At 42.4% G+C, this 12,360-nt stretch carries 13 protein-coding genes, 1 pseudogene and 1 riboswitch; of the genes and pseudogenes, 2 read left to right on the top strand and 12 right to left on the bottom strand.

Going from position 1 to position 12,360, the window contains the following annotated elements; all coding sequences use genetic code 11:
* The 8 genes from cbiD to RUMTOR_RS02500 all read right to left on the bottom strand — a co-directional run bounded on the left by cbiD (position 1) and on the right by RUMTOR_RS02500 (position 6,192).
* The gene (cbiD, locus tag RUMTOR_RS02535; RefSeq protein WP_004845493.1) at positions 1 to 1,197 is read right to left on the bottom strand and encodes a cobalt-precorrin-5B (C(1))-methyltransferase CbiD; all 1,197 of its coding nucleotides are present in this window, start codon (positions 1,195 to 1,197) and stop codon (positions 1 to 3) included.
* Between the two features lie 24 nt (positions 1,198 to 1,221).
* The gene (bcp, locus tag RUMTOR_RS02530) at positions 1,222 to 1,674 is read right to left on the bottom strand and encodes a thioredoxin-dependent thiol peroxidase (RefSeq protein WP_004845492.1); all 453 of its coding nucleotides are present in this window, start codon (positions 1,672 to 1,674) and stop codon (positions 1,222 to 1,224) included.
* Between the two features lie 44 nt (positions 1,675 to 1,718).
* Positions 1,719 to 2,489: a sirohydrochlorin cobaltochelatase gene (locus RUMTOR_RS02525; RefSeq protein ID WP_004845491.1), complete on the bottom strand. Its 771-nt coding sequence runs from the start codon at positions 2,487 to 2,489 to the stop codon at positions 1,719 to 1,721.
* An 87-nt stretch (positions 2,490 to 2,576) separates the two neighbouring features.
* Positions 2,577 to 3,479: an energy-coupling factor ABC transporter ATP-binding protein gene (locus tag RUMTOR_RS02520; protein WP_004845490.1), complete on the bottom strand. Its 903-nt coding sequence runs from the start codon at positions 3,477 to 3,479 to the stop codon at positions 2,577 to 2,579.
* Positions 3,476 to 4,249 (bottom strand): cobalt ECF transporter T component CbiQ, encoded by a 774-nt coding sequence (gene cbiQ, locus RUMTOR_RS02515; protein ID WP_004845489.1) that lies wholly within the window; start codon positions 4,247 to 4,249, stop codon positions 3,476 to 3,478. Before cbiQ ends, RUMTOR_RS02520 begins: the two co-directional genes overlap by 4 nt.
* 21 nt (positions 4,250 to 4,270) lie before the next feature.
* Complete coding sequence (locus RUMTOR_RS02510; protein ID WP_004845488.1) at positions 4,271 to 4,621, bottom strand: energy-coupling factor ABC transporter substrate-binding protein; 351 nt, start codon at positions 4,619 to 4,621, stop codon at positions 4,271 to 4,273.
* Complete coding sequence (locus RUMTOR_RS02505; RefSeq protein ID WP_004845487.1) at positions 4,614 to 5,381, bottom strand: energy-coupling factor ABC transporter permease; 768 nt, start codon at positions 5,379 to 5,381, stop codon at positions 4,614 to 4,616. Before RUMTOR_RS02505 ends, RUMTOR_RS02510 begins: the two co-directional genes overlap by 8 nt.
* Positions 5,382 to 5,414: 33 nt before the next feature.
* Positions 5,415 to 5,608: riboswitch (cobalamin riboswitch) on the bottom strand.
* A gap of 56 nt (positions 5,609 to 5,664) precedes the next feature.
* Complete coding sequence (locus RUMTOR_RS02500) at positions 5,665 to 6,192, bottom strand: cob(I)yrinic acid a,c-diamide adenosyltransferase (protein WP_004845486.1); 528 nt, start codon at positions 6,190 to 6,192, stop codon at positions 5,665 to 5,667.
* A 191-nt stretch (positions 6,193 to 6,383) separates the two neighbouring features.
* Here RUMTOR_RS02500 and RUMTOR_RS02495 point away from each other — a divergent pair, with 191 nt between their 5' ends.
* Together RUMTOR_RS02495 and RUMTOR_RS02490 are read left to right on the top strand one after the other, a co-directional pair.
* The gene (locus tag RUMTOR_RS02495) at positions 6,384 to 6,755 is read left to right on the top strand and encodes a VOC family protein (RefSeq protein ID WP_009242305.1); all 372 of its coding nucleotides are present in this window, start codon (positions 6,384 to 6,386) and stop codon (positions 6,753 to 6,755) included.
* Positions 6,756 to 6,868: 113 nt separating this feature from the next.
* On the top strand, positions 6,869 to 7,237 hold the full coding sequence (locus RUMTOR_RS02490) for an ArsR/SmtB family transcription factor (protein WP_009242306.1): 369 nt from the start codon (positions 6,869 to 6,871) through the stop codon (positions 7,235 to 7,237).
* Positions 7,238 to 7,256: 19 nt separating this feature from the next.
* Here RUMTOR_RS02490 and RUMTOR_RS02485 read toward each other — a convergent pair.
* From RUMTOR_RS02485 to RUMTOR_RS02470, 4 genes and pseudogenes are all read right to left on the bottom strand, one after another.
* A pseudogene (locus RUMTOR_RS02485) lies at positions 7,257 to 9,144 on the bottom strand (heavy metal translocating P-type ATPase).
* A 144-nt stretch (positions 9,145 to 9,288) separates the two neighbouring features.
* Entirely contained in the window at positions 9,289 to 9,507 is a 219-nt protein-coding gene (locus tag RUMTOR_RS02480) for a cation transporter (RefSeq protein ID WP_004845481.1), read from the bottom strand.
* 225 nt (positions 9,508 to 9,732) lie between these two features.
* Positions 9,733 to 10,857 carry a coiled-coil domain-containing protein gene (locus RUMTOR_RS02475; RefSeq protein WP_004845480.1) on the bottom strand — a complete coding sequence of 375 codons (1,125 nt, stop codon included), beginning with the start codon at positions 10,855 to 10,857 and terminating at the stop codon, positions 9,733 to 9,735.
* Positions 10,858 to 11,094: 237 nt separating this feature from the next.
* Positions 11,095 to 12,354, bottom strand: a complete 1,260-nt coding sequence (locus RUMTOR_RS02470; RefSeq protein WP_004845479.1) for an alanyl-tRNA editing protein — start codon at positions 12,352 to 12,354, stop codon at positions 11,095 to 11,097.
* Positions 12,355 to 12,360 lie beyond the last annotated feature (6 nt).

Below are 12,360 nucleotides of genomic sequence, written 5' to 3'. Positions count from 1 at the left end.
TTATCTTCCTTTCTTTTGCCTGACAAAACGACTTGTCTGCTCAAACAGACTGTCTGCTTTCGAGGTTTTCCCCAAAACCCCTTCTTCATTTGAAAAAACAACAGCCGCAATATCCAACGCTTCCCCTGCTCTGTTTGTCAGATAAAATTCTATTCTCTCCATTACGCTTTCCATTACTTTTTCGAGAAGTCCGCATTCTTTGAGTACTCTTAATGCCTCCGATGTATTCACACAGTCCATGACCGAACGCACCGTATGCGAATCTGCCCCTTCTAAAGCCGCATGTACCGCCAACACTTCCATCCTGCAGTCTGCCTGTCTTGAATGGGTATTCATTACTCCTGCCGCCAGTTTGACAAATTTTCCGATATGACCGATAAATAGAATTCCCTTCATCCCGAGTAATTTTGCATCGTCGATCGTATCTCCGATATAGTTACTGCATTTTACTGTTACTTCTTCGTCCACGCCGAGTTCTTCACGTAAAAAATCCATTCCGTAATTTCCCGGAACAACATAACACCTGTCATACCCTGTCTCTTTTAACATTTTCATTTCCAGCCATATCGTATCAGTCAGCGCTTTTTCACTCATCGGCTCTACGATGCCTGTCGTTCCAAGAACAGACAGGCCTCCTACAATGCCAAGCCTCGGATTAAACGTCTTCTTTGCGATCTTCTCCCCGCCCGGAATAGACAGCGTAATCTTTATTTTCCCACCGTACTTGTATTGACGGCACTCTTCGTCTACCGCATCGGCAATCATCCTGCGAGGTATTTTATTGATCGCGGGAAAGCCTGTCTGCTGCTCTAATCCTGCTTTTGTGACCCGGCCGATTCCTTCTCCTCCGGCAAGAACAATATGATCTTTGATTTCAAAACAGCGTTCTTCCGCTTCTTCCTCTTTTAAAAATGACTCGATCTTCTCAGCTTTTGCGTATACTTTCATCCCATCTGTCACATCAGGATCATCGCCGCTGTATTTTTCAACAGCGCACTGCACATAATCCGCAGTTCTGATCGTTGACTCTACTTCCAAATACAGCTCGATCCCTTTCGGAGTGATCAGTTTCACATGAGTAATCTCTTCTTCTTTAAGAAGCATCGCCACAGCAGCTTTTGCCGCTGCGGCAGCACAGCTTCCTGTCGTATATCCAAGCCGAAGTCCCGACCGGTTCCTCCCGATCTCCTGTTTCATTTTATGCTATTCTCCTGATATGCTTTACAATTCTTCCAGCATCTGCCGTGGATTTTCCGCCGCTTTTACTTTACCGAACACTTTCTCGATCACACCTTCTTCATCGATCAAATAAGTAGTGCGGACAACACCCATTGTTTTCTTTCCGTACATATTCTTTTCTTTCCATACATCATAAGCCTGAATACATGTTAACTCTGTATCTGAAAGAAGTGTAAAGGGCAAACCGTATTTTTCTTCAAATTTCTTATGAGATGCGACGCTATCCTTGCTTACTCCAAGCACAACCGCTCCTTTTTCTGAAAATTCAGGATATAATTCTCCGAAACCACATGCCTGTTTTGTACATCCCGGAGTGTTGTCTCTCGGATAAAAATATAAGATCACTTTCTTCCCTTTGTATTCTTCCAATGTGTGTACCTTTCCGTTCTGATCCGGCAATGCAAACTCCGGCGCTTTCATTCCTGCTTCTAACATTTGTATTTCCTCCTGTTTTTTATTTTATTCTTTTTAGCTTGTTCTTACATTTCCGCTTCTTCGATATGTTCTGCGAATATTTTTCTGATTCCTTCAAATTCTCCGAGTCCTTTTAAAATAACCCGGACTTCATATCCTTTTTCCTCCAGCTCGCTTTTCCATGAATCTTCTTCTCCTGCCATATCATTTTTTGCATGATCTCCGGCAACAAACATAAACGGCATAAGTACGACTTTTTTTCTGCCCGATATTTCCAGCTTTGCCATTACATTTCTCAAATCAGGAAAGCTTTCCACTGTTCCGACAAGAACCTGCTGATATCCAAGCGAGTGAAACGTATACTCTAACGTAGGATATGCGGAATTTGCATGGTGATCTGTTCCGTGTCCCATCAGAACGAGCATTTCATCTTCGCCGATCACCGTTTTTTCCATCACGGCATGAATTGCTTTTTTATAATCTTCCACAGAACTAAGAAGCGGTTTCCCTACATATACTTTTCGGAACAGGTGCATATGTTCCATGACTTCTTGCAGCATCCGGTCATTTTCTATCCCGTTGATCACATGAGTCGGCTGAACGATAACTTCTTCGATCCCATCTGCCGCCATTTTTTCTAAAGCTTCGCCTACTGTTTGCACCTTTATATTTGCAGTGCGCTTTAATTTTTTTATAATCATATTGCTTGTAAACGCCCTGTATACAACAGCTTCTTCAAACGTTTTTGCAAACTCCTTTTCGAGCACGTCAATCGTCTTTTCCATCGTGTCAATATGACTTGTTCCGAAACTGACTGCCAGAATTCCTTTTTTCATTTTACATCTCCTCTCATTTTTATTTATTTTATTATTTCCCTGTTTTCTTAAATTCCCTTTGATGTTTTCTATTTCAAACTTTTCAGATCAAGTAAGCCTTGACTCCAGTTCTTCCCATGTGCGCGGAGGCTCTTCTTTGTCTGATAAGATTTTTTTCTCTGTTAATTTGCGATACATACGAATGACTGTCGGTATTTCCAATTCTGCTTCTTTCAACGCTTCCTCATCCTGACAGATTTCCATCGTCTCTGCATGGCGTATCACTTTTCCTTCATGCATAAGCACAATCTCATCTGCCCATCCACAGGCATACTCTATATCATGTGTTGCGATCAGCACCGTAATTCCTTTTTCCGTCAGCCTCTCGATCATCTCATTCACTTTTTTCGTATGTTTCATATCAAGCGCCGCCGCAGGTTCGTCTAAAATCATCACTTCAGGATGCATAACCAGAATGTCTGCAATCGCAACCTGTTTTTTCTGTCCTCCGCTTAAAGCATGAGTCGGCTCTTCCTGAAACGCAGAAAGCCCCAGTTCCTCGATTATCTGTCTGACCGCCTTTTCGGCAGTTTCTTCATCCGCCCCCATGTTCAATATCCCGAAAGAGATTTCCTCATAAACACTTGCAGAAAAAAGCTGTTCATCCGGATTTTGAAATACGATCCCGACTTTTCGTCTGACATCTAAAAGTCCTTTTTTTGTATATTCGATCGGTTTTCCATCTATAAAAATCCTTCCGGATTCCGGTCTTCTGATCCCGTTCAGGCAAAGAAAAAAAGTAGATTTTCCGCAGCCGTTTCCTCCCATAACCGCGACTTTTTTCCCTTTACGAATGTTCAAACTCAAGTGATCCAATGCCTTTATTTTACTTCCCTCATATGTATAATCTACATTTTCTGCACGAATCACATATTCCGTTTCTGATTCTTTTTTTTCTTCCTTTTTCAATGTTCTCTTTTTTGTTTTCATATCTTTCATTTTATCCATCATATCATCCGTTCCGCCGCAGCTACAATTATCAAAACAAGCTCAAATACAGCCAACAATATCATTTCTTTCTTTTTCGCCGGAGTGTTCCTTTCTAGCACATTGATTGTTCCGTCATACCCTCTTGCTTCCATTGCATCATACAGCGCATTTGCTTTTCTCAAAGAAATAAAGAACAAAGCGGTCAGCATCTTTCCGAATGCACGAAGCTGTGTCCGATAATCTCTATTTCCAAGTCTTGCCTCCTGTGCTGTCATAATTGCAGACGCAGTATGAAGAAGAATAAATACAAAACGATAGATCAACATCATCAACTCAATCAGAAGCCTCGGCATATGCATTTTCCTGAGCGCTCCCAGTATATCTGTCATCGTTGTGTTCAACGACAGAAAATAAAGACATGTCACTGCCGCCAGCGCCGTGATACATAAATTGACTGCCCAAAAAGCCGATTCACGGCTTGCCGTTATATATATTTCCCCGACCGGCACGGCAAATGCATCCATAGGAACTTTCGATAGATTTAAAAAAACAGCTCCTGTTCCGACGATCAAAAATACGATCGGAATCATCAGCAGTCGAACATAGCAGGAAAGAGGAATCTTCCCCTTTCCTACCGTCAAAATTCCATTTGCGATAAATACGATCAAAGCCGCCGCATAGGAGCGGGTCAAAACACAGATCATAAGAGAAGAAACGGCATACAGTAACTTCTCTGCCGCACTGACATATCTTAATTTTGACCGGTAACACAATTTATCTATAATGATCATTCATCGCTCCTTTTTATTCTCCTATGACTTTTGTTTTTCCCTCAAAACTTCAAAAGCATTATCGCCCAGACTATCCGTCCATTTTTTACGTTCCACGAACCGTCCCATTATAAATGCGATGATTCCCACGCCTATCCCTGTCTGAATACAGAAAATAAGACTTTCTATCTCTCCGGGCAGTTCTCTGTCTAACGCAGTCTCCAAAACCGGAGTAAACCACGGCTCATATTCTCCGTGAATTTCTTCTACCATCACGCTTCCCGCATCATCAGAACCGCCGAATTCTGCTTCTTTTAAAACGAAAAGAGGAACAACGGCGATTAAAACAGCGGCGATCAATAATAAAATCACTGTTTTTTTGTTTTTACTCATCTTGTGTCTCCCCCTTTTTATTTTTGAAAAATCCTATACTTCTTAATTCCGGTTTTGCATATGTTTCCAGACCTATCACAATGACAACTGTAAGGATACCTTCTATCACGGCAAGCGGAATCTGTGTAGGCGCAAATACTCCGAGAAACTTAACAGCCGACGCTCCGACGCCTCCCGCTTCAGACGGATAGGCAAAAGCAAGCTGGATACTTGTCACACAATATGTAAACAGATCTCCTAAAAATGCAGCCAAAAAAATACCGACTCTTCTGTTTACATTTATTTTCTGACATAATTTATAAATTCCAAAAGAGACGACCGGTCCTGCGATCGCCATGGAAAATGTATTTGCTCCAAGTGTTGTCAAACCTCCGTGAGCTAAAAGCAATGCCTGAAAAAGCAATACAATGACACCGAGCACGCTCACAGATGCCGGTCCAAACAAAATCGCGCCGAGCCCTGTTCCTGTCATATGCGAACAACTCCCTGTAACAGAAGGGATCTTAAGCGATGAAATAACGAAAATAAACGCTCCCGACATTGCGATCAGCGTTAAATTTCTTCTATTTTCTTTTACTTTGTTTTTCAATGAAATAAATCCTGCAATCAGAAACGGCAGGCAGACGACGCCCCAAGCAACGCAGTATTTAGCCGGAAGATACCCTTCCATAATATGCATTGCATTCGCTGCCGGGACTATGGCAAATACCGCCGCAAACACGATAGATGCCTTTAGTAAGATTTTTTCTTTTTTTGACATGTTTTTTCCTCTCCTTGATCATAATCCCGTAATCTACGGACTCATTTGAAAGTGAATATTCTGACTTAGGGATCGATGCAAATATTCCGCCTTCCCACAGAATCTTATTCCGCAGTGGCAATATGGAATACCGCTCCTCCAATACAGCAACGGGTATTGTGCAGGATTCTCACCTGACTTCCTCACAGATATCTCAAAGTAACCTAACCTTATCTAAAGTCCGGTACAAAGAGCAATCTATACTTCTCTATCTGTTTATCTTTCAAACGTATGCCGAGCCCGACTAATACTCAATCCCTCTTCTAGCCCGGATTCCCCGGTCGTAAGGGTGTTTCACCTTGCAGATCTCAGATACATAATCCGCTTTCTCTACAAGGCGAAGGTCAGGATCCCGTCCTGTTAAGACAACTTCCAGACCTGTCGGTTTCTTTTCCAGAAAACAAAGAGCTTCCTCGTTTGGTATCAATCCATACCGGTATGCCGCCATAAATTCATCCATAACAAGTACGTCATAAGATCCGCCGGAAACTTTTCTCAAGACCTCATTCCACAGAGCTTCATATAGCTTCTTTACCTCTTTTTTTTCTTTTTCTGTCAGTGTTTTATAGAAACCGTAAGATTTCTCCAGATGTAAAACTTCAATGTCCGAAATGCTGTCGAGAATGTTTAATTCTCCCGAATTCTCATTTTTAAGAAAACGTGCAAAAAGCACTTTCTTTTTGCAGCCCGCAGCTCTGACCGCCAGCCCGACGGCTGAGGACGTCTTTCCTTTGCCGTCTCCACAATAAATATGAATCAAACCTCGTTCCATCGTCTTTTACCTCTCTGTAAAAATCCTTTATATTTTACCACAAATATACACTCTGTGACAACATTTTGTGTTATACTAAGCTGAATCGGTATACACCGTACATAAAAATAACTTTTCCGTATTTATATTATCGGAACTGTCTTTATGAATGTAATATCAAAAACTATGATTAAATGATAAGGAGGAGCATTATGAACTTTACTTTTGCCCACAACAACTTAAATGTCTACGATCTGGATGCATCTTTGCGATTTTATAAAGAAGCTCTCGGTCTTACTGTCACACGTACAAAAGAGGCTGACGACGGCAGCTTCAAACTTGTTTATCTCGGTGACTCGACAACTCCTCACAAACTCGAACTGACATGGCTTCGGGATATGGACCGCCCTTACAATTTGGGAGATAACGAGATCCATCTTGCATTTGAAACCGATGATTTTGATGCGGCACACGAAAAACACAAAGAGATGGAATGCATCTGTTTTGAGAATCCGGGGATGGGGATTTATTTCATTTCCGATCCTGACGGATATTGGCTGGAGATCGTACCTAAAAATTTATAATATTAAAAAGGGCAGTTTTTTATGATCGCTGAAAAACCCGGCGCACAGAGACGCCGGGTTTTCCGATTTCCAAAAAATATATTATACAAACTATGTCCGAAAGGAGTTTTCTTATGGAACATTATACATTGCCCCATCGGCACAATCAGTCAATGTCTCAGTTAATGAGTCATTTACCGAATATTGAAGAGTTTCAGACGACCGCAGATATATTTAAACAACTAAGCGATCCTACCCGCATCCGCATCTTCTGGATCTTGTGCCACTGCGAAGAATGTGTTATCAACATCGCTTCTATGATGGAAATGAGCAGTCCTGCCGTCGCGCATCATTTACGTCTGCTTCGTTCAAGCGGTCTGATCGAATCCCGCAGGGACGGAAAAGAAACATATTACCGTGCCGTCGACTCGAAAAAAACACAAACGCTTCATCATATGATCGAAAAGATCATGGATATTTCCTGCATAAACAAAGACGTATAAATCAAAATTTAACTCAGATCTATAGATTTTGAACTCTAAGCGCCCTGACTGCATTTAAGACCGCAATGATCATAACCCCTACGTCGGCAAAGATCGCAAACCACATATTTGCAATTCCAAGAGCGCCAAGTCCAAGACAGGCAAATTTAATTGCCAAAGCAAATATAATGTTTTGATATACGATTCTCAGACATTTTTGAGAGATTTTAATCGCTTTGGAAATCTTTAACGGATCATCGTCCATCAACACTACATCTGCCGCTTCGATTGCCGCGTCCGATCCCATTGCCCCCATTGCAATTCCGATATCCGCCCGAGTCAGTACCGGTGCGTCATTAATGCCGTCACCTACGAATACAAGCTTTTCTTTTCCTTCTTTTTCCAAGAGCAGTTCTTCTACTTTTTGTACTTTATCTCCGGGGAGCAGTTCACTGTACACTTGATCGATTCCCAAAGTTTTTGCCGTCTGCTCGGCAGCTTTCCGCGAATCCCCGGTAAGCATGACTGTTTTTTTTGATCCCTGCTTTTTTCAATTCCGCAACCGCTTCTTTGGAATGTTCTTTCACAACATCGGAAATCACGATATGCCCTGCATACTTTTTATCAATCGCCATATGGATGATCGTACCTGCCGTATGGCATTCATGATACTTCAAACCGAGTTTTTTCATCAGCTTGTCGTTACCTGCCGCAACTTCATGACCGTCCACGACGGCTGTAATCCCATGACCGCTGATTTCCCGGATATCCGAAACCCTGTTTCTGTCAATTTCCTTTCCGTATGCTTTTTGCAGACTTTTGCTGATCGGATGTGATGACGCACATTCTGCAAGCGCCGCATATTCTAATAATTTTTCTTCTTCCAGTTCATTGTGATGAACCGCGCTTACTTCAAAAGCGCCTTTTGTTAAAGTTCCTGTTTTGTCAAACATAACATATTTTGTCTGAGACAATGTTTCCATATAATTAGAGCCTTTGATCAACACTCCTGCTTTGCTTGCCCCGCCGATTCCCGCAAAAAAGCTAAGAGGAATACTGATCACAAGTGCACAGGGACAACTAATCACAAGGAATGTAAGAGCTCTGTAAATCCACACGCCCCACTGAGCCGCCTGTCCGAGAAAGACCATCTCTATTACCGGAGGCAAGAGTGCCAGCGCCAATGCCCCGTAGCAAACTGCCGGAGTATACACTTTGGCGAATTTGGAGATAAAATGTTCGGATTTTGATTTCCTGGAACCGGAATTTTCCACAAGTTCCAAAATCTTAGACACCGTTGATTCTTCAAACTGTTTCGTAGTCCGAACTTTCAGTACTCCCGTCATATTAATACAGCCGCTGATCACCTCTTCTCCCTGACGCACATCACGCGGAAGGCTTTCTCCTGTCAAAGCGCTTGTATTTAAACTGGAGCTTCCTTCGACGACAATCCCATCAAGCGGAACTTTTTCACCCGGCTGTACTACGATGATACTTCCTATTCCGACTTCATCAGGATCTCTTTTTTCCAGTTTCCCGTCACATTCTACATTTGCATAATCCGGTCGGATATCCATTAATGCACTGATATTTCTGCGGCTTTTCCCGACTGCATAACTTTGGAACAACTCTCCGATCTGATAAAACAACATTACCGCGATTGCCTCGTTATAATCGCCGCTTTTTGAATAGACGGCAAGAGCAAAAGCTCCGATTGTTGCGACTGCCATCAGAAAATTCTCGTCAAACATGCGCCGGTTCAAAATACCTCTGCCTGCCTTTTTCAAAATATCGTATCCTATGACTAAATATACTGCTAAATAAAGTGTGAACCGCAAAATTCCCGTTACAGGTACAAAATTCAATAGAATAACACCAAATGCCGCTGCCATGATCCTCGTCAACATTTTTTTCTGTTTTTTACTCATTACACCTTGCATCCTCCTCGCTATTTAATATACACATATGTTCATTCGTTCATATGTTGTATATAAATCTGCGCCCTTTGCCATCAGCATATCGGGCGCTCCTTTTTCTTTTTAGCCACTTTCATTCAATCTTTGAGAAGTTTCTTAAAATTCAATTTCACAATCCGGCTCTATTTTTTTGCAGGCTTTCAGCACATCTTTCATAACCGACTTCGGCTCTCGCCCATCCTCGAACTGTACAGTCATTTTCTGTGTCATGAAATTCACCACCGCATCTTCTACTCCGCCGGTCTTTTTCGCCGCATCTTCCATCAGATTCGCACAGTTTGCACAATCTACTTCAATTTTATAAGTCTTTTTCATATTAAATACCTCTTTTCTTTTAAAATCTTTTTATTTCAACAATTAAGCATTTATTTAATTGTTATGCTTTTACTATACACCTATCTTTTTTCTCTGTCAATCCTTAAAAATGAAATCTATTAAAAAAAGCAGGAGCTGTAAAATTCACAACTCCTGCGATCGACCTATGTATTATTCACTTGATTTTATACATCTTATCATAACTTACCGACTGACTTTGTACGCCTAGCGACGAACATAAACCATTCCTGCCTGTACCGGTCCTATCTTAACATTCTCTCCCGGCTGAGGCGCATGGATCATCATACCGTTTCCAATGTAAATACCGCAATGATCCCAGTTCGTACATACATCGCCCGGCTGAGGATCACTGACGCGAGGCCATCCCATAAATGTATACGTTGTTCCTACACGTCCATAACCGCCTGTCAGACAATATCCTACAAGTCCCGAGCAGTCAAAAGAGTTCGGTCCTGTCGCTCCCCACACATAAGGGAGTCCGATACATCCATATGCACGGTCTACAATAACATTTCCCGTTACCGGATCGTACGGCGCCGCTCCTGAACCGCCTGAACTTCCGTTATTCGGATTGGAAGGTGTCACCGGCTGTTCCGGAGTCACATTGTTCTTTGCTTCCTCTTCCCGTCTGCGGCGTTCTTCCTCTGCTTTTCGTTCCTCTTCGGCTTTTCTTGCAGCTTCCTGGATCATGCCGTCCAAATTGGTGATCTCATCTTTTTTAGAATTGATCGTCTCGGTCAGAGTCGCCTGCTCAGCCTCGTACTCTTTTTCCGTTGCTTCCAGATTCTTTTGCTCTTCTTCAAGTGTCTTCTGCAAATTTTCAATCTCTGTTACTGTATTTGTATATTCTTTCAGTTGTTCACGATCATATTCATGCATCTTCTGCGAATACTCTGCCTGACTGAGCATGCTCGACATATCGCCGGATGTCATAACTTTCTCGACTGTAGCGCTGCCTGTTCCGGATTCGTACATAAACTTAATCCGCTTTTTCATCGCCTCATACTGTTCTTCTTTTTTTTCTTCCGCAGCTTCCAGATCTGCCTGCGCCTGAATAATCGCCTCACCTGTCTTAATCAGCTTAAGTTCCAGTTCATTCGCCTTTTGGATCAATGTATCAAACTGCGTCTGAAGATTAGAAAGCTCGCTTTCCGCTTCTGTTTTCTGATTTTTCAAATTCTCCGCATCTTCTGCCGGATTTGCAAACACCGGCGTCACTGCTAATGAGCAAGCCAAAGCCGCCGTCAGAAATGTGCTATGTACCTTTTTTAATCTCATACTGCCACCTTTCCTCATTTTATTATCTATTTCCCCACATAACAGCATCATACAACACAACCGTCCGCTTTTCAACAAACTTAATTAAAAAAATGAAAAACATCTGTCGGAAACTTGTACTGTAATAGATGCCAATCAAAAAAAATGCAGGTTTTTCTTCTTATTTTACGATTCACTATCGAATAAATAATAACAAATCACCCGCATTTTTTCAACACTTTTTAATATTTTTGTAACATTTCAAATGTTTTGTATCATTTTTCTTTATTTATTACCATTCACTGTTTCCTATATACAAACAAACTCATATTTCATCAGCCATCGCTCGATCGCTTCTTTCTCGCCTCGGACTGTTCCCTGAACCATCTCGGGTTTTCCGCCGCCGCGTCCGTCGAATCTTTTATTAAACTCTTTCGCCATTTCACGTACATCTTGTTGACGGCTTCCCAACACATATCGATACCCGTCTTTTTCATTTCCAAAGAACACTGCGCAAATACAATGCCCTGCGTCTAAAACATAATTCATCAACATACGCATGGAATCACCGCCGAATTCTTCCGTAAAAATGCAAACTGCATCTTTACTTTCCGAAATCATGTCCGCATACGCTTTCACTAGGCGCCGCTCTTTTTCTGCAAGTTCATATTTCAGCTGATTCGTCTCTTCTGCCAAATGCGCAACCGCATCTGCAATCTCATTTTCTTTCGCACAAAGAAGCCTGGAAATTTCTTTTGCCTGCGCTTCCTTTCTCACATAATCCGAAAACGCGCGGACTCCGCACAGCATAGTGATCCGCACTCCGCCCTTATAACGCTGCGCTTGAACCAGCTTGATCAGTCCGATCTCTCCTGTATACGTCACATGAGGAGCACAGCAGGCACAGCAGTCATACCCCGGAATTTCTATAATACGTACCTGACCCTCGATCTCGATCTTACTCCGATATTCTATCTGAGACAGTTCCTCCTTCTTCGGATAATGCGTAAATACTTTCAGGTTTTTCCACACAGCTTTATTTGCCTCCGCCTCGATCCGGCGAAGTTCCTCTTCTGTGATCTCACCGTCAAAGTCCATCGTACAGTCCTCACTGCCAAGATGGAAGCCGACATTATTATACCCGTATGCGGCGTGGATCAGCCCTGAAACGATATGCTCTCCCGTATGCTGCTGCATCTTCATAAAGCGTTCTTCCCAGTCGATACTTCCTTTCACCGCAGTTTTGGCTTCAATGAAACCGTCCGTTATATGAAAGATACGCCCGTTCCTTTCACGGACATCGAGCACTTGAACTTTCTTTCGAGCCGTTTCATCCAAGCCGCACGTATCATCGTCTGCCATATATAGCACTCCCGTATCGGCATACTGACCTCCGCCTTCCGGAAAAAAGGCTGTCCTGTCAAGTTCTATTTCATAATATTCGCCTGCTTTTCCGTCCAGCCTGCCAAACGAATCCTTCACCTGCTGCCTTTTTGCTCTGACACACGAAAGAACTTCTGCATCGAACTTTGAAAGATGACTGTCTTTATAAAACAGTTTTTCCGTCATTTTTCC

The sequence above is a fragment of the [Ruminococcus] torques ATCC 27756 genome, from assembly GCF_000153925.1.
Classification (GTDB): Bacteria; Bacillota; Clostridia; order Lachnospirales; family Lachnospiraceae; genus Mediterraneibacter; species Mediterraneibacter torques.
This window is presented reverse-complemented; position numbering and strand designations above follow the sequence as displayed.

Excerpts from the sequence above, each read along its gene's own strand:
- cbiD (WP_004845493.1), bottom strand. The coding sequence starts at position 1,197 with ATGAAACAGGAGATCGGGAGGAACCGGTCGGGACTTCGGCTTGGATAT.
- bcp (WP_004845492.1), bottom strand. The coding sequence starts at position 1,674 with ATGTTAGAAGCAGGAATGAAAGCGCCGGAGTTTGCATTGCCGGATCAG.
- RUMTOR_RS02525 (WP_004845491.1), bottom strand. The coding sequence starts at position 2,489 with ATGAAAAAAGGAATTCTGGCAGTCAGTTTCGGAACAAGTCATATTGAC.
- RUMTOR_RS02520 (WP_004845490.1), bottom strand. The coding sequence starts at position 3,479 with ATGATGGATAAAATGAAAGATATGAAAACAAAAAAGAGAACATTGAAA.
- cbiQ (WP_004845489.1), bottom strand. The coding sequence starts at position 4,249 with ATGATCATTATAGATAAATTGTGTTACCGGTCAAAATTAAGATATGTC.
- RUMTOR_RS02510 (WP_004845488.1), bottom strand. The coding sequence starts at position 4,621 with ATGAGTAAAAACAAAAAAACAGTGATTTTATTATTGATCGCCGCTGTT.
- RUMTOR_RS02505 (WP_004845487.1), bottom strand. The coding sequence starts at position 5,381 with ATGTCAAAAAAAGAAAAAATCTTACTAAAGGCATCTATCGTGTTTGCG.
- RUMTOR_RS02500 (WP_004845486.1), bottom strand. The coding sequence starts at position 6,192 with ATGGAACGAGGTTTGATTCATATTTATTGTGGAGACGGCAAAGGAAAG.
- RUMTOR_RS02495 (WP_009242305.1), top strand. The coding sequence starts at position 6,384 with ATGAACTTTACTTTTGCCCACAACAACTTAAATGTCTACGATCTGGAT.
- RUMTOR_RS02490 (WP_009242306.1), top strand. The coding sequence starts at position 6,869 with ATGGAACATTATACATTGCCCCATCGGCACAATCAGTCAATGTCTCAG.
- RUMTOR_RS02480 (WP_004845481.1), bottom strand. The coding sequence starts at position 9,507 with ATGAAAAAGACTTATAAAATTGAAGTAGATTGTGCAAACTGTGCGAAT.
- RUMTOR_RS02475 (WP_004845480.1), bottom strand. The coding sequence starts at position 10,857 with ATGATGCTGTTATGTGGGGAAATAGATAATAAAATGAGGAAAGGTGGC.
- RUMTOR_RS02470 (WP_004845479.1), bottom strand. The coding sequence starts at position 12,354 with ATGACGGAAAAACTGTTTTATAAAGACAGTCATCTTTCAAAGTTCGAT.